Annotated in this window: 26 protein-coding genes; 13 read left to right on the plus strand and 13 right to left on the minus strand. The window is 32.9% G+C overall.

Annotation, left to right across the window (positions count from 1 at the left end; translation table 11 throughout):
- Positions 1 to 207: 207 nt before the first annotated feature.
- The gene (locus tag ACFWV9_RS12765; RefSeq protein WP_411895616.1) at positions 208 to 972 is read right to left on the minus strand and encodes a hypothetical protein; all 765 of its coding nucleotides are present in this window, start codon (positions 970 to 972) and stop codon (positions 208 to 210) included.
- A 307-nt stretch (positions 973 to 1,279) separates the two neighbouring features.
- Here ACFWV9_RS12765 and ACFWV9_RS12770 point away from each other — a divergent pair, with 307 nt between their 5' ends.
- The 7 genes from ACFWV9_RS12770 to ACFWV9_RS12800 all read left to right on the plus strand — a co-directional run bounded on the left by ACFWV9_RS12770 (position 1,280) and on the right by ACFWV9_RS12800 (position 8,832).
- Entirely contained in the window at positions 1,280 to 1,639 is a 360-nt protein-coding gene (locus tag ACFWV9_RS12770; RefSeq protein ID WP_411895617.1) for a rhodanese-like domain-containing protein, read from the plus strand.
- 7 nt (positions 1,640 to 1,646) lie between these two features.
- Positions 1,647 to 2,099, plus strand: coding sequence for a c-type cytochrome (locus ACFWV9_RS12775; protein WP_411895618.1), 453 nt, complete (start codon positions 1,647 to 1,649; stop codon positions 2,097 to 2,099).
- A 482-nt stretch (positions 2,100 to 2,581) separates the two neighbouring features.
- Positions 2,582 to 3,895, plus strand: a complete 1,314-nt coding sequence (locus ACFWV9_RS12780) for a TolC family protein (protein WP_411895619.1) — start codon at positions 2,582 to 2,584, stop codon at positions 3,893 to 3,895.
- A gap of 4 nt (positions 3,896 to 3,899) precedes the next feature.
- Positions 3,900 to 4,988, plus strand: coding sequence for an efflux RND transporter periplasmic adaptor subunit (locus tag ACFWV9_RS12785; protein ID WP_411895620.1), 1,089 nt, complete (start codon positions 3,900 to 3,902; stop codon positions 4,986 to 4,988).
- A gap of 24 nt (positions 4,989 to 5,012) precedes the next feature.
- Positions 5,013 to 8,213, plus strand: coding sequence for an efflux RND transporter permease subunit (locus tag ACFWV9_RS12790; protein ID WP_411895621.1), 3,201 nt, complete (start codon positions 5,013 to 5,015; stop codon positions 8,211 to 8,213).
- Positions 8,214 to 8,224: 11 nt separating this feature from the next.
- Positions 8,225 to 8,410, plus strand: coding sequence for a DUF2892 domain-containing protein (locus tag ACFWV9_RS12795; protein WP_411895622.1), 186 nt, complete (start codon positions 8,225 to 8,227; stop codon positions 8,408 to 8,410).
- A 59-nt stretch (positions 8,411 to 8,469) separates the two neighbouring features.
- Positions 8,470 to 8,832 carry a DUF4870 domain-containing protein gene (locus tag ACFWV9_RS12800; protein ID WP_411895623.1) on the plus strand — a complete coding sequence of 121 codons (363 nt, stop codon included), beginning with the start codon at positions 8,470 to 8,472 and terminating at the stop codon, positions 8,830 to 8,832.
- A 107-nt stretch (positions 8,833 to 8,939) separates the two neighbouring features.
- Here ACFWV9_RS12800 and dnaN read toward each other — a convergent pair whose 3' ends face one another.
- The 6 genes from dnaN to ACFWV9_RS12830 all read right to left on the minus strand — a co-directional run bounded on the left by dnaN (position 8,940) and on the right by ACFWV9_RS12830 (position 14,182).
- A complete protein-coding gene (dnaN, locus tag ACFWV9_RS12805; RefSeq protein ID WP_411895624.1) occupies positions 8,940 to 10,058 on the minus strand; it encodes a DNA polymerase III subunit beta in 1,119 nt (372 codons plus the stop codon).
- An 89-nt stretch (positions 10,059 to 10,147) separates the two neighbouring features.
- Positions 10,148 to 11,809 (minus strand): gliding motility-associated ABC transporter substrate-binding protein GldG, encoded by a 1,662-nt coding sequence (gldG, locus tag ACFWV9_RS12810; protein ID WP_411895625.1) that lies wholly within the window; start codon positions 11,807 to 11,809, stop codon positions 10,148 to 10,150.
- Positions 11,802 to 12,299 (minus strand): hypothetical protein, encoded by a 498-nt coding sequence (locus ACFWV9_RS12815; RefSeq protein ID WP_411895626.1) that lies wholly within the window; start codon positions 12,297 to 12,299, stop codon positions 11,802 to 11,804. Before ACFWV9_RS12815 ends, gldG begins: the two co-directional genes overlap by 8 nt.
- A 2-nt stretch (positions 12,300 to 12,301) precedes the next feature.
- A complete protein-coding gene (gldF, locus tag ACFWV9_RS12820; protein ID WP_411895627.1) occupies positions 12,302 to 13,024 on the minus strand; it encodes a gliding motility-associated ABC transporter permease subunit GldF in 723 nt (240 codons plus the stop codon).
- Positions 13,025 to 13,045: 21 nt separating this feature from the next.
- Positions 13,046 to 13,342 carry a putative quinol monooxygenase gene (locus tag ACFWV9_RS12825; protein ID WP_411895628.1) on the minus strand — a complete coding sequence of 99 codons (297 nt, stop codon included), beginning with the start codon at positions 13,340 to 13,342 and terminating at the stop codon, positions 13,046 to 13,048.
- A gap of 3 nt (positions 13,343 to 13,345) precedes the next feature.
- Positions 13,346 to 14,182 carry an S-adenosyl-l-methionine hydroxide adenosyltransferase family protein gene (locus tag ACFWV9_RS12830; RefSeq protein WP_411895629.1) on the minus strand — a complete coding sequence of 279 codons (837 nt, stop codon included), beginning with the start codon at positions 14,180 to 14,182 and terminating at the stop codon, positions 13,346 to 13,348.
- 111 nt (positions 14,183 to 14,293) lie between these two features.
- Between ACFWV9_RS12830 and ACFWV9_RS12835 the strand changes: the two genes are divergently transcribed.
- The gene (locus ACFWV9_RS12835; RefSeq protein ID WP_411895630.1) at positions 14,294 to 15,247 is read left to right on the plus strand and encodes a PhoH family protein; all 954 of its coding nucleotides are present in this window, start codon (positions 14,294 to 14,296) and stop codon (positions 15,245 to 15,247) included.
- Between the two features lie 3 nt (positions 15,248 to 15,250).
- Positions 15,251 to 16,201, plus strand: a complete 951-nt coding sequence (locus ACFWV9_RS12840) for a phosphoribosylaminoimidazolesuccinocarboxamide synthase (protein ID WP_411895631.1) — start codon at positions 15,251 to 15,253, stop codon at positions 16,199 to 16,201.
- Positions 16,202 to 16,204: 3 nt separating this feature from the next.
- On the opposite strand, the gene ACFWV9_RS12845 is transcribed toward ACFWV9_RS12840, so the two are convergent.
- From ACFWV9_RS12845 to rlmD, 4 genes are all read right to left on the minus strand, one after another.
- Positions 16,205 to 16,732, minus strand: a complete 528-nt coding sequence (locus ACFWV9_RS12845; protein ID WP_411895632.1) for a DinB family protein — start codon at positions 16,730 to 16,732, stop codon at positions 16,205 to 16,207.
- An 83-nt stretch (positions 16,733 to 16,815) separates the two neighbouring features.
- A complete protein-coding gene (locus ACFWV9_RS12850; protein ID WP_411895633.1) occupies positions 16,816 to 17,577 on the minus strand; it encodes a DUF6048 family protein in 762 nt (253 codons plus the stop codon).
- On the minus strand, positions 17,543 to 18,082 hold the full coding sequence (locus ACFWV9_RS12855; RefSeq protein ID WP_411895634.1) for a DUF6452 family protein: 540 nt from the start codon (positions 18,080 to 18,082) through the stop codon (positions 17,543 to 17,545). The genes ACFWV9_RS12850 and ACFWV9_RS12855 overlap by 35 nt, the downstream gene beginning before the upstream one ends.
- Before the next feature lie 2 nt (positions 18,083 to 18,084).
- Positions 18,085 to 19,536, minus strand: coding sequence for a 23S rRNA (uracil(1939)-C(5))-methyltransferase RlmD (gene rlmD, locus ACFWV9_RS12860; protein WP_411895635.1), 1,452 nt, complete (start codon positions 19,534 to 19,536; stop codon positions 18,085 to 18,087).
- Positions 19,537 to 19,636: 100 nt separating this feature from the next.
- Between rlmD and ACFWV9_RS12865 the strand changes: the two genes are divergently transcribed.
- The 4 genes from ACFWV9_RS12865 to rocD all read left to right on the plus strand — a co-directional run bounded on the left by ACFWV9_RS12865 (position 19,637) and on the right by rocD (position 22,491).
- On the plus strand, positions 19,637 to 20,143 hold the full coding sequence (locus ACFWV9_RS12865; RefSeq protein ID WP_411895636.1) for a hypothetical protein: 507 nt from the start codon (positions 19,637 to 19,639) through the stop codon (positions 20,141 to 20,143).
- Positions 20,144 to 20,695 (plus strand): RNA polymerase sigma factor, encoded by a 552-nt coding sequence (locus ACFWV9_RS12870; RefSeq protein WP_411895637.1) that lies wholly within the window; start codon positions 20,144 to 20,146, stop codon positions 20,693 to 20,695.
- On the plus strand, positions 20,685 to 21,071 hold the full coding sequence (locus ACFWV9_RS12875; protein ID WP_411895638.1) for a DUF6768 family protein: 387 nt from the start codon (positions 20,685 to 20,687) through the stop codon (positions 21,069 to 21,071). Before ACFWV9_RS12870 ends, ACFWV9_RS12875 begins: the two co-directional genes overlap by 11 nt.
- A 139-nt stretch (positions 21,072 to 21,210) precedes the next feature.
- Complete coding sequence (gene rocD, locus ACFWV9_RS12880; protein ID WP_411895639.1) at positions 21,211 to 22,491, plus strand: ornithine--oxo-acid transaminase; 1,281 nt, start codon at positions 21,211 to 21,213, stop codon at positions 22,489 to 22,491.
- A gap of 57 nt (positions 22,492 to 22,548) precedes the next feature.
- Here the strand turns inward: rocD and ACFWV9_RS12885 are convergent, their stop codons facing one another.
- Both ACFWV9_RS12885 and ACFWV9_RS12890 read right to left on the minus strand, forming a co-directional pair.
- On the minus strand, positions 22,549 to 22,881 hold the full coding sequence (locus ACFWV9_RS12885) for a CCC motif membrane protein (protein ID WP_411895640.1): 333 nt from the start codon (positions 22,879 to 22,881) through the stop codon (positions 22,549 to 22,551).
- 20 nt (positions 22,882 to 22,901) lie between these two features.
- The gene (locus ACFWV9_RS12890; protein WP_411895641.1) at positions 22,902 to 23,195 is read right to left on the minus strand and encodes a DUF2752 domain-containing protein; all 294 of its coding nucleotides are present in this window, start codon (positions 23,193 to 23,195) and stop codon (positions 22,902 to 22,904) included.
- Between the last annotated feature and the right edge of the window lie 44 nt (positions 23,196 to 23,239).

The following is a 23,239-nucleotide window of genomic DNA, read 5'->3' on the forward strand; positions in this document are numbered from 1 at the left end:
TATTTAAAAAATCACAAATCATTTTCTACATTAATAAAAAGCATAACATAAATCTAAACTGTATTATTATTCGGTCAATTAATACCTTGTAAGCTCTATATATACAAGAAAAGAGGTCCGGTATATTGGCTTATATGCTCGACGCACTTCAAAGTAAAAAAAAAGCCTGTCAATATTGACAGGCTTTTTTTAATATTAATACTTAAATTAATTCATCATCCCAGTTGTTAATGACGGCACTAATTGCATAGTTTCTGTCATTTCGCCCCAGGCTTCGAGGGAATTTCTAAAGTTATCTAAATCCTGATCCCAAGTACCCCAACCGTATTCTTCGTTATAGTCATCTTCCCAGGAATTCTCGTTGTCTTGTGACGTTCTTTCGTCTTGATATGAGTTCCAGCCTCTTACCATGACATACATGTTTTCACTACCACCGCTAATACATCTGAAAAGCAAGAAAGTGTCTTTAACTCCTCTTTTCGTCCTTATTTTGGTGATTCTGTTCATAAAACGTCTGAAATGTGAAACTTTTCCTGGCTTTACGTCATAGGTGGTGCGTTCAAGATATTTGGATGGTGTCCCTGGATTTTCAGGATCCCAGTTGGTAGTGGCATTGTTGATACGATCCCATCGCATCTGCCCACTGGTCCGCTCCACATACTTTGAAACATTTTTGTCCCAATAATCACCCTCTGCTGTACGGTCCATGTCATAATCCTTAGGATATTTCATAGATTCTACACGCTCATAGGTCCCAGTATTTCTTCCCGTAATTATTTTATAGGTGAACATTCCGGTTTCTGCAGAAGCATTGAATTTTTGCATTTTTTTGGCAACGGCAGCCTCAAATTCAGCGGCCATTTCTTTTTTTGGTGTATAGCGCCAGCTATTCCAATAATCGTTGTTAGGATTGCGCTGTCCGTAGATGCTCAAACTAAAAATTAGAATGAGACCAATTACAATGTTTTTCATAATAATAGTGATTAAATTAGTTACCTATAATGTAACATATTTATAATCAACAATATAAAAACTACGTCAAACGTATTGTAAATACCCACTAAAGACTACAAATCACGAAATGCCTTACATAAAGTATTAACATTTAATACCTTGATCAAGTTTTCTATTCTTTTTAAAATTTACTCAACTTAGAATAAAGGTAGGTTACTTCGTAATACAAGCATTTATTTAGAGCGGAGATAGATCCATTTTATGTAACATTCGTTACTTATAGCTAATAGTTAATACCTTAATTTTAACAATAATATATTTACTTATGAAATTATTTGTTATTCTATCATTGATTACATCTTTAATTGCCTGCAATGGTTCTCAAAATGATACAGTTAAAGTGCTTACAACTAAAGAGTTTAAAGAACAAGTAGATAATAAACAAGTGCAACTTATAGATGTTAGAACTCCTAAAGAATTTATTTCTGGTCATATAAAAGGGGCAAGAAATATTGATTTCAATTCAAATAGCTTTGATGAAGAGTTCAATAAGTTAAATAAAGATGAACCTGTGTATATATATTGTAGAAGTGGAGTACGAAGTGGTGAAGCGTCAAAAAAGCTCGAAACTATGGGTTTTAAGGAAATCTACGATTTAAAAGGTGGCATAATAAATTATAAATAATTAAAATATGAAACAGCTAATTTTTATTGGATTGCTATTAATTTTTGCCTTGAGTTGTAATGAATCTATTAACAAAGAATTGTCTGCATTTGATAAGGAAATGACTGCTAGCAAACATCCAGGTAAAAAACTTATGGAAACCAATTGTTACGTATGTCATAGTCCAACTTTAAGTCATGATGAAAGAATAGGGCCACCAATGATTGCAGTTAAAAAACATTATCTAAGAAAAACAACTACCAAAGAAGAATTTAAAAAGGCCATTCAAGATTGGATAGATAATCCAAATGAAAATGATGCCAGAATGCGAGGAGCCGTAAGACGTTTTGGAGTAATGCCTAAACAAACGTTTTCTGAAGAGACCATTGAGCAAATAGCTGATTACATGTTTGACTATGATATCGAACAACCTGAATGGTTTGAAGAACACTTTAAGAATAATAAAAAAAGAGGTATGTGACAAATGTCATATTTATTGATATTATCATAATTTAATTTTACAACCAGAATAAAAGAGAAAAATATGTTTAGTGCTTTATCAACTTTATTATATGATTGGACCAACGGTGTTATTATGATATCTGTTTTTGGCCTGGTTTGTGTTATTTTAATTGGTGTGTTAGTTAATTTTATGACTGGCGGAAAAGGAAAGAAGAAGACTAATAGCAACTAGTTAAAAAATTATTTATCGTTTTTTAAAGCGCACAATTTTTTTGTGCGCTTTTTTTTGTTTCAATTTGAGAAATTTAATAATGTTATTCACAGGATTAAGTAATGTTTGTTTCTGTGAGAAGAGCACCTAATAAGGTGCTCTTTTTTTGCTTGATGGTTTTTAAAGGCCAGTAAAAATGCTATTTCAGTTATTATAATAATCCTCTCGGTAACCTTTGTTACGCAGTAAAACTATCAGTCAACTTAATTTTGGTTTAAATAAAAAAGGAAATGAATACTTATAAATATCTCATAATATGTTTTGCAATTGGTTTTATTAAAAACCTAAGTGCACAAGAGGTAAAACCAATTTCAAAGTCTGAGGTTTTGATCAAAGTTTCAGAAGCAAATCAGAGGATAAGAATATCTACCGAAGCTTTTAATGAAGCAAAAGCTGATTATAAACAAACCAATGCCATTTTTTTACCAAATATTTCAGTTTCACATACCGCCATAGCCACTACAAATCCTTTGATGGCCTTTGGATCTAAGCTTAACCAAGAGATTGTTACACAGTCAGATTTCAATCCAGATGTACTTAATGATCCAAGTCAAATTCAAAATTTCGTAACTGTTTTTGAGTTTCAACAACCATTGGTTAATGCAGATGGTTTCTACCAACGAAAAGCGGCTAAATATAAAATGGAAGCCATGGCCTTACAAACCAATCGCATAAAGGATTACGTGGGTTTTGAAGTGGAAAACTCCTATATGCAATTACAATTAGCTTACAAAGCTGTTGCTGTATTAGAAAAGGCTTTAGAAGCAGCTAATGCAAATTTACAACTTGCAAAAAATAGCTTCGACCAAGGTTATTTGCAACGATCTGATGTATTACTTGTAGAAGTAAGGGTTACAGAGATTAAAAACCAACTGCAAACAGCTATGAGCAATGTTAAAAATGCCTCAAACTACTTATCGTTTTTAATGAACGACCGGTCCGATATAGTTTTTCAACCTATTGATAGTTTAAGCCTAGATAATATAATGTCAGAATCGTCTGGTGAGGTAACGGAAAACCGAGCAGATATTAAAGCAATGCAATTAGCTACAAATGCCAAGGAGACGTTATACAAGTCTGATAAAATGACCTTTCTACCAACTTTAAATGCCTTTGGAAGCTATCAAATGTATGATGATAATATTTTTCAATTTGGAGCTGATGGCTATTTATTTGGCGCCGAATTAAAATGGAATATTCTTGAAGGTACTAAACGTTTTGGTAAAGCTAAGAAAGCCAAAGCGTCTTTTGAGAAGTCAAAATTAGAGTACGAACAATATGTTTCTAAAAGTAAACTAGAGCTAAATAGAACAAAGCGAATGCTCGAAGATGCTTCAAACAAAATTCAATTATCGCAATTAGCCGTAGTACAATCACAAGAAGTCTTGAGGATTAGGACAAATCGATTCAAGGAAGGATTAGAAAAGACAACAGATTTGTTAATGGCAGAAACCCAATATGCACAGAAACAATTAGAATATTATCAAACCATTTTTGAATATAACAGCACTAAAGCATATTTAAAATTTTTAACTACAAATTAAAATGATGAAAACATATATATACAAAGTACTTGCAATAGGATTAATATTTGGATTATTGAGTTGCGGGCAAGATCATAAAACTGTACTAGCAGATGATTCTAAACCAATATTAGTAGAGGTTACAACGTCATCTTCAAATAAAAGTAACACGTCTTTGGTGGTAAGCGGTACAATCCAAGCTGTAAATAGTGCAAATCTCAGTACACGTTTAATGGGTTTTGTTGAGCGCATTAATGTGAAAGTAGGGGACAAGGTATCTAAAGGACAAGTCTTAATTGCGATAAATAATAATGATTTGGAGGCTAAAAGAGCGCAGGTAATTGCTGGTATTTCTGAAGCAACAGCAGCATATAATATTGCTGAAAAAGACTATAATCGATTTAACAACTTGTTTAAACAGAATAGTGCTTCTCAAAAGGAATTAGATGATATAACGGCAAATTATAGAATGGCCAGGGCACGTTTAGAGTCTGCTCAGCAAATGAAGAACGAAATCAACGCCCAATTTCCCTACACCAATATAAAAGCGCCATTTAGTGGTATTGTAACGGCCAAATTTATTGATGAAGGTGCCATGACAAATCCTGGAAAGCCCTTGTTAGCGATTGAATCACCTAATAATTTTGAAGCTGTGGCAAGAGTACCAGAATCTATGATTTCACAGATTTCCAAGGGAGAAGATGTTAATATAGTTGTGTCTTCTATCGATGCAAAGTTTTTAGGAAAAGTTACGGAAGTGAGCACGTCTTCATCACATTCAGGTGGGCAATTCTTGGTAAAGTTAAGTATAGAAGATAGCGATAAAAAATTGCGCTCGGGTATGTTTGCTTCAGTGCAATTTCCAAAGGCAAAAAATGACACTTCAAATTTGGGAGCATCAGTTTTAATTCCTAAAAAGGCCATAGTCACTAATGGCCAACTTTCAGGTATTTACACTGTGAGCCGACAAAATACTGCTTTACTACGATGGTTACGTTTAGGAAAAACTTATGGTGATCAAGTGGAAGTATTATCAGGATTAACAACCGATGAAATTTATATAATTTCTTCTGATGAGAAACTTTTCAACGGAGCAACAATAAGTATACAGTAATTATATCATTTAAAGCAATATAAAATGAAAGAAGGTTTAGCAGGAAAGATTGCCAAAGGCTTTATAAGCTCAAAGCTTACAGTGCTTTTAATGATTGTTTTTATGATTATAGGTGTTTATAGCTCGTTCTTAATTCCAAGAGAAGAAGAACCACAGATCGATGTTCCAATGGCAGATATATTTGTAGGCTATCCTGGTGCAAGTCCAACAGAAATAGAATCGAGAGTTATAAAACCATTAGAAAAACTCATTTCCAATATTAAGGGTGTAGAGTATGTGTACTCTACGTCTATGCAAGAACAAGGGATGGTCATTGTTCAGTTTTATGTTGGTGAAGATATAGAGCGTTCGTTCGTAAAACTATACAATGAAATTAATAAACATATGGACCAAATGCCACAAGGCGTTACACTTCCATTAGTAAAAACACGTGCTATTGATGATGTCCCTATGCTAGGATTAACGTTATGGAGCGAAAATTATGATGATTACCAGTTAAAACAGATAGCACAAGAATTAACTGACGAAATAGAAAAGGTTAATGATGTGGCTATTACACATAAAATTGGAGGTAGAAATCGTGAGCTACGTGTAGTTATAGATAAGAATAAATTAGCATCAAGCGGGCTGGATTTTCTTTCTGTAGCAGAAATGATTAAAGCCAACAATCAGCAATTAAGTTCTGGTAGTTTTGACAGAAATGATAATGAATTCCTTGTGAAAACAGGCGAATTTCTTAAAACTCAGGAAGATGTAGAAAATCTTGTTGTTGGTGTATTTCAAAATCAACCCATTTATTTAAACCAGATTGCAAAGGTTTTGGACGGACCAGAAGTTCCTGTTAATTATGTAAGTCTAGGATTTGGTTCTGGAAGTCAAAAAATCAAAGAGTACAAGTCGGAATATCCTGCCGTTACCATTTCAGTAGCTAAACGAAAAGGTGCTGATGCTATGAAGATATCAGAGGTGATTATTGATAAAGTAAATCGCTTAAGAACGACTTTAATTCCGGATGATATACACGTAGAAATCACGAGAAATTATGGCGAAACAGCATCACAGAAAGTGTCAGAATTATTAATGCACTTAATTGGTGCCATTATAGCGGTAACCATTGTGGTTATGTTAGCCATGGGTTGGCGTGGTGGTTTGGTAGTATTTCTTTCTGTACCGATTACATTCGCATTAACGTTATTGAGTTATTATTTACTCGATTATACTTTAAATCGTATCACTCTTTTTGCCTTGGTTTTTGTGACGGGAATCGTAGTAGATGATTCTATTATCATTGCTGAAAATATGCACAGGCATTTTAAAATGAAACGCCTACCATTTAAACAAGCAGCCTTATATGCCATTAACGAAGTTGGTAATCCAACCATTTTAGCAACATTTACAGTGATTGCATCTGTTTTACCAATGGCTTTTGTTTCTGGGTTAATGGGACCATACATGAGCCCAATGCCAATCGGAGCTTCAATTGCCATGCTATTGTCATTATTTGTAGCCCTAACTATTACACCTTATTTGGGTTATATTTTCTTGCGTGAAAAAGATAAAAAGGGTGAGGCTATTGACCAAGATCAAACTGCAGGGATTTCAGATTCGGCCATTTTCAAACTCTATTCAAAATTTGAAACTCCACTTATTGAGAATAAAACGAAACGATGGTTGTTTTTAGGAATTACATTCCTCTTACTTTTAGGTTCGGTTGGTTTGTTCTTCACAAAGTCTGTTGCAGTTAAGATGTTACCATTTGACAATAAAAACGAGTTTCAGATGGTGATAGATATGCCTGAAGGTACAACTCTAGAGCGTACTGCTGTGGTTACAAAAGAAATAGGTCAATATTTGGCAACAAGGCCTGAAGTGGTTAACTATCAAAGTTATGTTGGCACTTCCGCACCTATTACATTTAATGGTTTGGTACGTCATTACGATTTACGAGGAGGTAGTAATATGGCAGATATACAAGTGAATCTTATAGACAAGCACGATAGATCTGCTCAAAGTCATGATATCGCAAAACTTTTACGTCCAGATATTCAGAATATCGCTTCAAAATATAATGCCAATGTAAAGCTGGTTGAAGTCCCACCAGGGCCACCTGTCTTGTCAACTATTGTTGCTGAAATCTATGGACCTGATTATAATGAACAAATAAGAGTTGCAGATTCTGTTCAGGAGATTTTGAAACGAACAACAGATGTTGTGGATATCGATTGGATGGTTGAAGCTAATCAGAAGGAATTCAACTTTAAAATAAACAAAGAAAAAGCCATGTTAAACGGTATAGCACCACAGCAAATTGCTTATACCATGAATATGGCCTTATCCAATAGAGCAATTACCCATTTGTACGATGAAGACGCTTCTAATCAGGTTGGTTTGGTTTTGGCGTTAGATGAAAGTGAAAAATCTACACTACGAGAAATTGCCAACTTAAAAGTGAGGTCAAAACATGGTAATTTAATTCCGATAGTTGATTTAGTTACTATTGAAGAAGGTATTAAACCAAAAAGTATTTATCATAAAAACCAAAAACGCGTGGTGTATGTTATGGCAGATATGGCAGGTGAATTGGAGAGTCCTGTTTACGCCATTTTAGGAATGTCTGATAAATTACAAGAGATTGATTTACCAAAAGGATACAAAATGGACGAGCTATATATAAAACAACCCGAGTTTGAAGATGATTATACTGTAAAATGGGATGGGGAGTGGCAAATCACTTTAGAAGTGTTTAGGGACCTAGGTATTGCTTTTTTAGGTGTGATTATTATAATCTATATACTGATCGTAGGCTGGTTTCAAAACTTTAAAGCACCTGTTGTAATGATGGTTGCTATTCCACTTTCATTAGTTGGGATAGTCTTAGGGCACTGGATGTTAGGAGCATTCTTTACTGCAACCTCATTTATTGGCATGATTGCGTTAGCCGGAATTATGGTTCGTAATTCTGTATTACTTATTGACTTTGTGAATCTGAGACTAGAAGAAGGTATTCCATTAAAACAAGCCGTTATTGAAGCTGGTGCTGTGCGAACCACACCAATTTTATTAACTGCAGGTACTGTTGTTATAGGAGCATTTGTGATTTTGTTTGATCCTATTTTTCAAGGATTAGCCATTTCATTAATGGGAGGAACGATAGTCTCAACTTTCTTGACTTTATTGGTAGTACCATTGGTGTATTATTTAATAGAACGAAAAAATTATAAATAAAAAATAGAATTATGAAAAATAGAATTGTAAGGGGAATAGCAGGAACTTTTATATTAATTAGCTTATTGTTGGCTATTTATGTGAATTTAAATTGGCTATGGTTTACGGCGTTTGTAGGTGCTAATTTACTACAGTCTTCATTAACTAAATGGTGCCTTATGGACACTATATTAGAAAAGTTGGGTGTAAAAAATTAATATAAAAAGTGTAACATATTAATTTTGTTTGCGTCATATAATTGTAAAATCATCAAAAAATGGAATCAAATTATCATACGCTTAAACGTACGGACAATCAAATGCTAATGATTACGCATTTGTCGCAATTATTGACTTATATCACAGGTTTTGGTGGCTTAATAGTTCCTCTAATACTATGGGCTACGCAAAAAGATAATGTAGAAGGTATGGATGCTCATGGAAAAGCAATTTTGAATTTTCAATTAAGCATTATCATATACTGTATACTAAGTATCCCATTAATTATAGTATTTGGGTTAGGAATATTGACACTGATTTTAATCGGAATATTAGCATTTATAATGCCTATTGTAAATGCAATAAAAGCTAGTAATGGAGAATTACCTAGCTATCCATTATCTCTTAATTTTGTTAGTTAGTTATTAAAGAAATGGAAAACAAAAAGCTCACTTTTCAGTGAGCTTTTTTTATGACTTGTCAAGTCAAGTTTAATTAACACCTATTCTAACCAATATCTTTTAATTGGTTAATTGTTGAGCATCACAGGCATCACAAGCATTGTTATATGCTCACCCTCATCTAAACCGTCAATTGGTGTTAGAATACCTGCTCTGTTTGGTAAACTCATTTCTAACTGTACGTTATTAGAGTTTAAATTGTTTATCATTTCTGTTAAGAAACGAGAATTAAAGCCAATTTGCATATCATCACCTTGATAATCGCAACTTAAGCGTTCTTCTGCTTTATTACTATAATCAATATCTTCAGCAGAAATATTTAATTCAGCACCTGCAATTTTTAATCGTATTTGGTGCGTTGTTTTATTTGAGAAAATACTTACTCGTCTTACTGAGTTTAAGAACTGAGTACGGTCTATAACTAATTTATTAGGATTCTCTTTTGGAATTACAGCTTCGTAATTAGGATACTTTCCGTCTATTAATCGACAAATTAATACTGAATTTTCGAAAGTGAATCTAGCATTAGAATCATTGTATTCTATTAGTACATCATCATCGCTTCCAGCCAAAATACCTTTTAAAAGATTTAATGGTTTTTTAGGCATAATAAATTCAGCCGTTTCTGAAGCGCTAACATCAGTTCTAGTATACTTAACAAGTTTATGAGCATCAGTAGCAACAAATGTTAAATTGTCTTGTGAAAACTGAAAAAATACACCACTCATTACAGGTCTTAAATCATCATTACCAGCTGCAAAAATAGATTTACTGATTGCTGTGGCAAGAATATCACCCATTATGGTCGTTTGGCTTGCATCTTCTACCGTAACTGCATTCGGAAATTCTGCACCATCAGCATAAGCCAATGCATATTTACCATGATTAGAGCTTATTTCTACTATACTATTATCTTCAACCACAAATGTTAATGGTTGTTCTGGAAATGTTTTAAGTGTATCTAATAATAATCTTGCAGGCAATGCAATACTTCCTTCAGAATCACTCTCAACATCTATAGTAGATGACATTGTTGTTTCTAAATCACTTGCAGAAATGGTCAATTTTGATTGACTTAATTCGAACAAGAAATTATCTAGGATAGGTAAAGTATTACTATTGTTAATTACACCTCCTAAAACCTGGAGTTGTTTTAATAAATATGTACTTGAAACTATAAATTTCATGAATGTAAAAATGATTTATATCTAGAATAAAATGTCTTACAAATATATCTTAATAGATGGGTTTTATAAAACAAACTTATTAACAAATTCTAGCTGTATTTTTTCCTTCTAAAGTAGTTGTATAAAAATCCAAAGACACCAAGTAAAACTAACGGTAATGCAATATTTAGGAGTTGCCATTTTGTTTTATTCTCTTTAATACTTTCTGAATCTAAAAGGGCAACACTAACTTCTTTGGCCCTTATGTTTATAAGTCCGGTATCATCCAAAAGATAATTTACAACATTTAATAAAAATTCTTTGTTGCCAAAAGTTTTTCCTGTTACTTCATCAAAGCCTAATTCTTGTGGTCTGTTACGTACTACCTTGTTTTTAATAATATCTCCGTCTGATATCACTACCATTTTAGACGGGATTCCTTTGCTTCGAAAATCTTTTACCTTAAATGGTAATATCCGTTTGTCATAAACGGAGTTAAACTCGCCTTCAAGCAATATGGCTAAGTTTTGACTTCCGTTTTTGTATTCATTACCATCAGGAGTTTTGGTTACCTCGGCCAAAGAAATTTGAGTTGGGACACCTTCAATTTTTGTGTTTGGGGAGCTTCTTAAAAGTATGGTTTTTTCGATATTATTTTTTAAAGTATCTATTGGACTCGCAAAGTCAAATTTGACTAGATTAAGATTTTTAGAAATTGGATGGGTTGGATTAGATGCAGCTAAAGGTGAATACTGCCATTGAATTGGTTGAAGTTGTGCCTGACTTCCCTCTCCAATTGCTAACATAATTGGCGCTGAGAATAAGTCCTTTACAAGACTTGGGTTAACGCGTATACCATATTTAAAGAAAAAGTCATTTAAATTTAAATCTCTTAATATTGAAACACTAGAATTTGTTTCATTATATAAGCTGTCTTTGTCCATAACAACAGATTCTGTTAGCCAAAGACTTTTACCGCCATTCATTATATATTGATCTAACACTAGCTTTTCGTTTTCACTAAAATTTTCAGTCGGTTTTGCTACAACGATCAAGTCGTAAGAATTTAACTTATCTAATGTACCTTGTGGATTGCTGGTTACGCTATCTAAAGTAAATTGCGCAAGGTTATAATAAGGTTTTACCGTCTGAAGAAAATCAGCTATGTAAATATCATTGAGTTCACCATTTCCTTTTAAAACCGCAATGTTTTTACTTTTAGGATTAACGAGTTTATTAAAACCATCTGCAAATGCATATTCTAATGACTGTATAGAATTTGTAATCTGTTCAGGTAAACTTTTGGTTATACTCCGTTTAAGTAATGGGATTTTAACCGTTTTATCTTTATAGCTTGCAAATGCCCATGGAAAAATAATCTCCTGTGTAACTTTACCAGAACTATTATCTGTATTTATAAAAGGTTCTAAGCCAGATTTGGTGAGTTCGTCAATGTTACGTTGACGCGTTGCTTCGTCTACAATTGGATTAATGTAATTTATTAATATTTGATTAGATTCTAAACCGAATTCTTCAAGGATCTGTCTAGTCTCCGACTGCAACAATCTAAATTCAGAAGGGAAATCACCCTCTAAAAACATATCAATTATTAAAGGAGCATCTAAATCCTTAACTAAATCCTTTGAAGTTTCTGATAGTGTATAACGCTTATCTTTCGTGAGATCAAAACGATGATAAACTTTACTAGCTAAAAAATTAACCAAAATTAAGCCTAGCAAAACTCCAACTATATTTCGGATATTTTTATTCATCTTCTTTCTCAAAGGTTATTTCTTCTTGATAGGTTGATAACTTAATAAGTTTATCATTTTCAAATTGTAACTCTACACATTCCTTTTGCTTATTAAAAGCACCAGGCTCAATTCCTAATCCGTAATTCCACTTATTATCATCATAGTCCTTTTTGCCATCATCCCAAGATAACCACTCATATTTACCCAACATTTCTTCAACATTAGATTTTGAAAGTCCGATTAATGTATCAGAATCAAGTGTTTGGTCAATCATCTCATAACGCAAAGCAGGTTTTTCTGTCCAAGCTTCACTATTAAAATATTTCTGGTGGTGATAATTACTAATAATGTTTACGAAAGGGTAAAAAACATAGAAATATACTAAAGGTGTTAATATAAGACTTATTAATGCTGTCAACCATTTACGCCTGTCAACCGTGTTTAAAAACAAAAACAGCAGTATAAAAACTACTATCATAAAGATGACTAAAACTGGAGTTACAATCATAATTATGCGTTTTGTATTTTGAGTTTAGTAAAAAATAAAAATGCAATTGAAATGCTAATGAAATAGATTAGGTCTCTCGTATCAATAACGCCACGGCTCATACTATTAAAGTGACTTGCCATGCCTAAATCTTCTAAATAGAATAAGTCGCCAAATAAGGTGTAATTTGACAGTCCTTCGAACCCGAAATAAAAAAAGAAACAAATAAATACAGCAATTATAAATGCAACAATTTGATTGTCTGAAAGTGTAGATGAAAATATACCAATGGAAGTATATGCACTAATTAAAAAAAGTAAACCAAAATATGATCCAATGGTACTTCCCATGTCAATACTTCTTTCAGGGTTACTTAATTCTGAAATTGAATAAACATATAGCAAAGTTGGTAAAACAGCTAATACTATAAGTACTAAGGCTCCAAAATATTTACCTAAAACAATTTGAAAATAGGTTAATGGTTTAGTAACTAAAAGCTCTAAAGTACCTTGCTTTTTTTCATCACTAAAACTACGCATAGTAACAGCCGGAACAAGAAAAATTAGGATCCAAGGCGCTAAAAGGAAAAATGATGATAGACTTGCTTCTCCAACGTTAAAAATATTAAAGTTGCCTTTAAATACCCATAGAAATAAGCCATTTAATAACAGAAAAACACCAATCACCAAATAACCGATTGGTGAAGCAAAGAAGGTATTTATTTCTTTTTTTAAAATTGCTAACATTAGTTTCTTAAATCTAATTAACTAGTTTAAACTTTCTATCTTATCAACACTCCATGCTTCTGGTTTGGCATTAAAAAGTGCCTTGGTTTTGGTCCAAACAGCATTGAAAAGTTCGGAGTTCCTATAGTTGTTCAATGCTTCTTCAGAATCCCAATAACTATACGTAAAAAAGACGTTTGTATTGTTTTGATCTCTATACAACTCTAAAAAGTTACAACCAATAAAACCTCTTATTCTTGTTTTGTTGGTCTCAAAATTAGTCAAGAATTCATCAATTTTATGAGGCTCAAAACTCATTTTTACAATTCTTACTAACACAACCTAAGATTTAATAAAATTAACAGTAACAGTATCCATGGTTTTTAGTCCCATTAAGGTAGAAGCACTACCTACTGAACTACAATTACTTTTATAGACAGCAATTTCTAAATAATCCGATGAATTAAAAACCACCATACCTTTGCCTTCATCATTACGTTTAGATTCATCGATGTCAAAATTTACAATATCACTATACTTATTGTGAATCTTATTAAATTTATGATTCCGTGCTGAGATTTCAAAAGACCTTGTTTTTTGGATATTTTCAAAAAATTTGCGTTTAATATTGGTAACAACATTTCCATAGTTATCTATATAAATAACGCTACCTATAATTTGATTTTTTTCATCATTAACAAAAGGCACCAAATTCTTAATTGGTTTTATGTTGTTAATAACTTTTCCTATAACCTCAAGTGTGCCACCTCTAGCTATATGACAGGCAACTTTTACAAAAATATCTAACACCGGAAAACTGGTCTCAGTTTTGTCGTGAATATTAATTTCTACAATCTTTTCTGGTGCTATTTCAGAGCATATCATACTCATAATTCCATTATTGGCACAGATAAAGTAATGGTCATCTAGCTTTATTGCAATATGCTTATTTTCAGGACTTAACTCAGAATCTATACCTATAATATGAATGGTTCCTTTAGGGAAACTGCTATAGGCATTCAAAATAATATATGCAGCCTCAGAAATATTAAACGGAGAAACGGAATGCGATATATCTACAATTTTCGTTTTAGAAAGTTCGCTATAAATAGCACCTTTAATTGCTCCGGCAAAGTGGTCTTTTTCTCCAAAATCAGTCGTTAAAGTGATTATTGCCATGAATTAATTGTTGATAATTTTTTTAAGAAACCTGATAGTAAAATTGCTAGATTTGTGTGAACACAAAACTAATAAAAGAAAACAGATTAACATACTAAATCCTTCACGCTTTTGAACGAACTTATACTAGAACTAGAAGAAATTACTCCCAAAGAATTCTTCGGTGCCCAAAATGCTAATATTGAACTTTTAAAGAAGTATTTTCCAAAATTAAAAATTGTTGCTAGAGGTAATAAAATTAAAGCTTATGGCGATGAAGATTTGCTTGAGGAATTTGATCGCAGAATGATGATGTTAATGAAGCATTTCGGTAAGTATAATAAACTTGATGAAAATGTCATCGAACGCGTTTTAACTAGTCAAAGCAGTGATGATTATACAACATCTGCAAAGAGTGGTGAAGTAATAGTTCATGGTGTTGGAGGAAGACTAATTAAGGCGCAAACTGTAAATCAGAGAAAATTAGTTGAAAGCATTCGTAAAAACGATATGGTCTTTGCCATTGGTCCTGCTGGTACTGGTAAAACATATACTGGTGTTGCATTAGCTGTACAAGCATTAAAAAATAAAGAAGTAAAACGTATTATTCTCACTCGACCAGCAGTAGAAGCTGGCGAAAATCTAGGGTTTTTACCTGGTGATTTAAAAGAGAAATTAGATCCTTACATGCAACCTTTGTACGATGCTTTGAGAGATATGATACCACATGAAAAATTGGATGCATACATTGAGAAAGGTGTAATTCAAATTGCACCATTGGCATTTATGAGAGGTCGTACTTTAGACAATGCCTTTGTGATATTAGATGAGGGCCAAAACACAACGCATGCTCAGATGAAGATGTTTTTAACTCGTATGGGAAAACATGCAAAGTTTTTACTTACTGGTGATCCTGGCCAGGTAGATTTACCGAGACGCACAATTTCTGGTTTAAAAGAAGCATTGCTTGTATTAAAAAATGTAGAAGGTATTGGGATGATTTATTTAGATGACAAGGATGTTATTCGTCATAAGTTGGTGAAGAAGGTGATTGCGGCATATAAGAGTATTGAAAATAGAGATTAAGACATGAGCAAAACCATAATAGATACAAATTTTAATTTCCCTAACCAGAAGAGCGTATATAAAGGAAAAGTTAGAGAAGTATATAATATCAATGATGAGCAATTAGTTATGGTTGCTACCGATAGGTTATCTGCTTTCGATGTTGTTATGCCAAAGGGTATTCCTTACAAGGGTCAAATACTAAATCAGATTGCCACCAAGATGATGACAGAAACGGAAGATCTTGTGCCAAATTGGCTCGTAGCGACTCCAGATCCTAATGTTGCAGTTGGTCATCTATGTACACCATTTAAAGTAGAAATGGTAATACGTGGTTATATGTCAGGTCATGCGGCAAGAGAGTATAAGGCAGGTAAACGGTCACTTTGTGGTGTGCAGATGCCGGAAGGAATGAAAGAAAACGACAAATTTCCTGAACCAATTATTACTCCTGCAACCAAGGCAGAAAAAGGAGATCATGATGAGGATATATCTAGAGAAGAAATTTTAAAACGTGGCATAGTATCTGAAGAAGATTATCGAGTACTTGAAGATTATACTAGAAAGTTATTTCAACGCGGCACCGAAATCGCAGCTGAAAGAGGGTTGATCTTAGTTGATACTAAATACGAATTTGGAAAAACAAAAGAAGGTAAAATTGTTTTAATTGATGAAATTCATACTCCAGACTCATCACGTTATTTCTATGCAGAGGGTTATGAAAAGCGTCAAGAAAAAGGTGAAGAACAAAAACAATTATCTAAAGAATTTGTTCGTCAGTGGTTGATTTCTAATGGCTTCCAAGGATTAGAAGGTCAATCAGTGCCTTTTATGTCCGATGAATATATTGCTACAGTGAGTGACAGGTATATTGAGTTATATGAGAATATAACAGGAGAACCCTTTGTGAAAGGAGATATATCTGATATTCAAAGTAGGATAGAAGCAAACGTTATTGCTTACCTAAGTAAATAATTTTTAAGAATATTTATTTTTTAATGTGCTGAGATGATGATCAACATGATAGGCCGTCCACATAATTAATTCTCGTATAGGCATTTTACCCATCAGAGGATGGGGCAAGATAAGATTATCTAAATTTTTGTCACTTATTTTTTTAGTCTTGTATTGAAGCTTTTTGTTTTCAGTTTGAAGTCTGTTTAATATATAATGTTTGTCTGCCAAACTTGGAATTTTCATATTCTGAGAGCCTTTGAATGTCCTACCCTTTGATTCCTCAAGTCTTTCATGATAACGATTTACTATTGTGTCGTATTCTCTAATAGGTCTGTTGGCTTTTCCGAATTTGTATCTTAAGACAAACATAGGTAAGCTTAAAGCATTGTTTAATGGTTTTATACTCTGTAATAGATGCAAGGCTTGTTGCCCTGTTGTCCATTTACCATCTGGCCCTTCAGTCCATTTTTCATCAGGTTGATTTTCTAGCCAAGTAATTAATTCAGAATATTTGTTTTCTAGTAACTCTTCGATTGATTCTTTATCCATATAGGCAAGGTTTGATAAAGAAAAGATAGAAAAAAATGAGCAGACTTAAAATCCTGATTGTGATTTCGGATAATTAACCGACTTTATTCCTCAGCTTCTTTTTCTTGAACTACAATTTTGTCTTTCTTGAAAATTGGAATTAAATAGGATAGGTTAAAGTTAAATCCAGTACCAAAACTTCCACTATCGTATGTACGATTAAATCCTGGAATGTATAGGTTTTCAAAATTGCTTGGCTCTGTTTCGGTAATTAGTCCCTTGAGCTGTACATTAAATCCAGCATAAAAGTTATTGAACAATTCTGCCTTTATACCAATTTGAATTTCTAGCCATATAGCTGTAAGACCATTAAATTCTTCACCTTCTGCTATTGAAACTTGTTCATTCCAGTATTGGTTATTGATATTGTAAATATCATAATTATTTAATGTTTGACTGAATGTACTAGCACCTGCTCTAAAACCAGCGTAAATCATATTTTCCATATCTAGCCAATTCCTGTAGAAATTAAGATCTATTCCACCTTTAAAATAACTTCCTTTGGTGGTATTGTTTAACACCTCATTTTCAATAGTCCGTTCTTCATTACCAATTTCTCCTGCTAAATAAATACGTTTTGTTAGGCGATAATCACCCATAATCTCAAATCCGGTATAATTGTCATCAACAAATGTTCGAGCAATTTTACTGATATCTGCACCCAATCTTAAACCGTACTTTTGCTTAAAGATCAGTGTGTCTTTTACTGTTTCTTTTTCTTCTCCTTGTGCTGTTGCTACGAATGAAATCAACAGCATAACTAATATGCATCTAATGGAAGATGCGAACATGAACTGTGTTTTCATCTTGTACTGTTGTTTCAACGATTTCAATATTACTTATCCATAAATCACTATCTGCTTCAACATTTAAGGATAGGCCAATAAATTGGCTTTTATATCCACATGCTCTTGAAACATATACAAATTCTGTGGTATATGAAATTTCTAAGATATCTATGTTAGAATTTGTAGCATTGTTATCGTTCAATCTCAAATTGGTATCTTTTTCTAATATAAATCTACTCGTATTGAGTTCATTTTCAGTGCCAACAATTAATGGTAGTGAAATTTGATTTGTATTGGTATTAAAAACTAAGGTCTCATCTGTACTTTCCTCTGGATCTGAAATTAATCCTTCGCCATAAACTGTTAATCTAGATACGCTTTTTAGATCATCATTATTAATATCATCGTAAAATTCTATAACTAGCCTTGGTGTTGTTGTAGTAGTTGCTGCACAAATATCATCACGTTCGCATGCAAATAGGAGAGTAGCTAAACTTAGTATTAAAAATTGTATTCTTTTCATATTTACTTTTCAAACAAAACCACAGTTTCAATGTGTGATGTATGCGGAAACTGATCCACTAAACTTAGCTTTTTAATTTTGTAACCTGCTAACATCAACTGCTCTGTATCTCTTGCTTGTGTTGCCGGATTGCAAGATACATAAACCAAACGTTCTGCATTGAGGTTTATTATTTTTTTAAGGGTCTTTGGTGCTATACCAGCACGTGCAGGATCGAGTATAATGGTTCTGATTTTGTTTATATACTCAGGATGCTCAGTTAGAAATTTACCAACATCTGCCGTATAGAATTTTAGACCTTGGATTTCATTACGTTTTGCATTTTTCTCAGCGTCCTCAATGGCTGAAGCTACAATGTCAACTCCAACTATTTGAGCATTAGTAGCCTTACTTGCTAAAATCTGGCCAATTGTTCCTGTGCCACAAAATAAATCTAGCACTATATTGTTATCAATAGAGGCTTTGTCTTCTAAAGCATAATCAATAACCTTGGAGTATAGTTTTTCTGCACATTTCGGATTGGTCTGAAAAAAACTTTTCATACTAATTTCAAAGTTAAGACCCAGTAGCTCCTCAACAATTTTATCATCACCGTACACTAAATTAATAGAACCTGTTGTAGCAATGGTTCTATCTCCGATTTCATCATTTATAGTATGTAATAAGCCAGCAATCCTATCATTAAATAGCTCTACTAAATATTTGGCGAATTCATCTAAATCAAAATTCTCTAAGCAATGGGATGTCGTTACTAAATTAAAAAGAAGTCTATTGGTCTTATAAGACTTTCTTACAACCAAATAACGAAAGAACCCTTCTTTTTTTGGCCCATGCCATGGAGGTAATCCGGTTTTCTGGCAATACTCACGGATATTTTTTAAGTTGTCCTCAACTTCTTCATCAAAGAGGCCTGAATCATTATTCAAATTTTCACCACACCACCAAAGCCCTCTTCTTTTAAATCCTAGCGTAAATTCATCTACATCAGTTTTTAAAGCTCTATCATATCCAATGGCTGAAAAACCGTATTCCATTTTATTTCTATAATGAAAGGTATTTGGTGAACTAACTAATTCATCAAACTTATCTTCAATAGCTGTAACCTTTCCTATACGTTTAAAAAGTTCTAAAGTGCTCTGTTTTTTATACTGGTGTTGCTTTTCAATTGGTAGATTTATGTAAGGTGCTCCTGGTATATCCTGATAAGACATATCAATTTCATCTTCCGATGGCTTCAAAATTTCAAGCAATTTTCCTTCAGCATATTTTTTGCTCGATTTTTTTATTTGAGCTTTTACCAATTGACCAGGGAGCGAATTGGGAACAAATACTATGAATTCCCCAAATTCATTTCGTATACGACCAATACCTTTTCCACCAAAAGCATAATCTTCAATTAAAATTTCAATGATTTGTCCGCGTTTAACAAATTTGTTGCGCTCTCGTCTAGGCATCCATAAGAAAATTAGAGTGCAAATATAGTGGCATTTTAGACTATCTTTAAATAGTTTAAAATAAAATTGAACCTTTTCCAATCTTCTTCGTCTTTAGAGTATGAGAGTTGTTAATATTCACAAACGTACCATAAACCAACCAAAAGAAAAGGTATCTGAATTATTTAGGACATTGGCAACTAAGGAAGATATGATTTGGCCTTATGAGAATTGGCCAGCAATACGTTTTAAAAACGGTTTGACTATTGGATCTCATGGAGGTCATGGGCTTATAAGATATAAGATTGTTGAGTTTAATGAAGGTGAATTTATAAAGTTTCAATTTCTTAAACCAGTTGGGTTTAATGGAACACACGAACTAAATATTACCAGTACTAATGAAACTAAAACAGAGATAGCGCATAAAATAATTATGACAACTTCATTTAGAGCTTCATTATTGTGGGCATTAGCAATTCGTTGGCTTCATGATGCTTTAATAGAAGAAGCGTTTGACAAGGTTGAAAATTACTTTTTAGAACATAAAAAGCAAACAGAATACAAGACATGGGTAAAATTCTTGAGGCGAGCTTATAAAAGGGATTCTTTTAAAAACAAACATGTTTAGTTGAAAGTTAATCAAAATATAGATGAATCTTTAGTAGAGGCATTCAAAGCTGGAGATAGAAAGGCTATGGCATCTTTAGTCAAACGTTGGCACAAAACCTTTTGTAATAAGGCTTACTGGCTGGTAAAAGATAAGGACGTTGCCAAGGATATTGCTCAAGATAGTTGGGCAATTATAATTGATAAAATAGACACACTAAAAGAACCAAGACAGTTTAAATATTGGGCATATAGAATAGTTTGCAATAAATCTATGGATTGGCTTAGGGTTCAATCCATAAAACAGAAAAATACTATTGGTTATGAAATAGAAATTCAGAAAAGCACCCAAGTAGTTTCTGATAATGACAAATTAAAACAACAGCTATTAAAGGCAATTAATGATTTGCCTAGAGCGCAAAAAGCAGTCATTCGGCTTTTTTATTTAGAATCATACACCATAAAACAAATAAGTGATATACTAGATATTTCTGTTGGAACAACTAAATCAAGGCTATTTCATGCGAGAGAAAAATTAAAAATAACATTAAAACATAGAAATTATGAAAACTAATATGGAAGACATCGACAAATTAATTAAGGACACACTAACAAAAGAAGAAGCGAAATTTTATGATGATTTAGATGAGCAGAATCTTTGGCAGATGGTTACAGGTATTTTTTCGGGTAAAAACAGCTGGATTATAATAATGATGAGTATAGTACAGTTTGTCTTTTTTGGTCTATTTATATATTGTGCTATTCAATTTTTTAAAGTAGATGCAACGAATGATTTAATTCGATGGGGATTTTTCGGTTCACTAAGTCTTATGGGATCTAGTATGTTAAAGTTCTACACATGGATGCAAATAGATAAAAAAGCTTTAATTAGAGAAATGAAAAGATTGGAACTACAGGTTTCTTCATTATCTGGGAAAATATCTGAGTAAGTTTTAATTCACATTTATATTTAGTAATTTGCAGGTCTCTAGGGATGATTTCTTTCCCACGCTGAATTTTCGGACTCTTCGAAAGGATAAAGGTAGATAAGGAATGGATATTTTATTCATTTATTAAATTATTTTTAAAATGGCAGTATTAGACCAAATTTCATCGCAAGAGGCGATGGCACTAGAAAACAAGTATGGAGCGCAGAATTATCATCCACTACCAGTAGTATTAAGTAAAGGCGAAGGTGTCTTTGTCTGGGATGTTGAAGGTAAAAAGTACTATGATTTTTTATCTGCGTATTCTTCATTAAATCAAGGGCACTGTCACCCAAAGATTGTCAATGCTATGAATGAACAATCACGGCGTTTAACATTAACATCAAGAGCATTTTATAATGACATGCTTGGGCGCTACGAAAAATACGCAACCGAATATTTTAAGTTTGATAAAATGCTACCTATGAACTCTGGAGCAGAAGCTGTAGAAACTGCAATAAAAGTCTGCAGAAAATGGGCTTATGAGGTAAAAGGCATTGATTTAAATAAAGCTGATATAATTGTATGTAAAGACAACTTCCATGGAAGAACAACAACAATTATATCATTCTCAAATGATCCAGTAGCACGTCAGCATTTTGGACCATATACAGACGGATTTATAAAGATTGAATATGACAATCTTAAAGAATTAGAGGACGTACTCAGTACGAATGAGAATGTTGCAGGATTTTTAATTGAACCAATTCAAGGAGAGGCTGGTGTATATGTACCAAGTGAAAACTATTTAAAAGAAGCAAAGGCTTTATGTGATAAATATAATGTACTATTTATTGCGGATGAGGTACAAACTGGTATAGCACGTACAGGTAGATTATTGGCAACTTGTGGCAACTGTACTTGTGAAAACAAAGACTGTTCGGGAACACCTGATGTTAAACCGGATATTCTTGTATTAGGAAAAGCATTAAGTGGTGGTTTATATCCTGTTTCTGCTGTAATGGCGAGCAATGAAATAATGAATGTTATTCAACCAGGTAATCATGGCAGTACCTTTGGTGGTAATCCTGTTGCTGCAGCAGTAGCTATGGCAGCTCTAGAAGTGGTAAAAGAAGAAAAACTTGCTGAAAATGCAGATTATCTTGGAAATCTCTTTAGAGAAGAAATGAACAAGTATATAGTGAATAGCACTATTGTTAGCTCCGTAAGAGGTAGAGGGTTATTAAATGCCATTGTAATTAATGACGATGAAGATAGTGATACAGCATGGAATATCTGTTTAAAACTTAGGGATAATGGTTTATTGGCAAAACCAACGCATGGTAACATTATTCGTTTTGCGCCTCCATTGGTTATGACGGAAGATCAATTGCTGGATTGTGTGTCTATTATAACAAAGACATTAATAGAGTTTGAAGTTTAAAAAGAATTGAAATAAAAAAAGCGACCAATCGGTCGCTTTTTTTGTATAAAATATATCCTATTGATTCTGCATATCTTCCATTCTTTCCATTAGCATTTCAGGATCTTGTAATGCTTCCCAACCAACTTGACCAATGAACCAAGCCATATAAGCTGCAAATAAGACTCCAAGTGCTACACCAATAATGCCCATAATTTTCCCAGCTTTTACGTTACCGTAGCCAAGATAATTTTCTGGATTTTCTTTATATAATTTTTCAGATTTAGCAGCAATAATAATGGCCACAATTCCAAATATAATTCCTGGTAATCCGTAACAACAACAGCCAACTATTGATAAAATACCCATAACAAGGGCCAGTGTTGCATTAGGTAACATTTGTTTTTCCATGAGAGTTGATTTTTATTAGGTTAAAATGTTTTGATTAAAAAACTTATTACAATAATACTAATATTTAAAATAAAAAGGCCTAGTATAATTTTATGACCATTTTTAAAGTGAAATTTTAAATGAATAAAAAGAAAGGTAAACATCGCTATTAAAGTATAAATAGCAGGATACATATAAAATGCTGCTACAAATTCCCCTTCAAAAACTAAGGCAATTGAGCGTTGCATACCACAACCCATACAATCAACATTGAACGTCTTTTTCCACATGCATGGAAGCATATACTCTTCTATTCCTTTTATTATAAAAAGCATCATGCTAATTTAATAATTGAAAAATACTTTTAGGTATTTGACCC

It is taken from the genome of Winogradskyella sp. A2 (genome assembly GCF_046762865.1).
Classification (GTDB): Bacteria; Bacteroidota; Bacteroidia; order Flavobacteriales; family Flavobacteriaceae; genus Winogradskyella.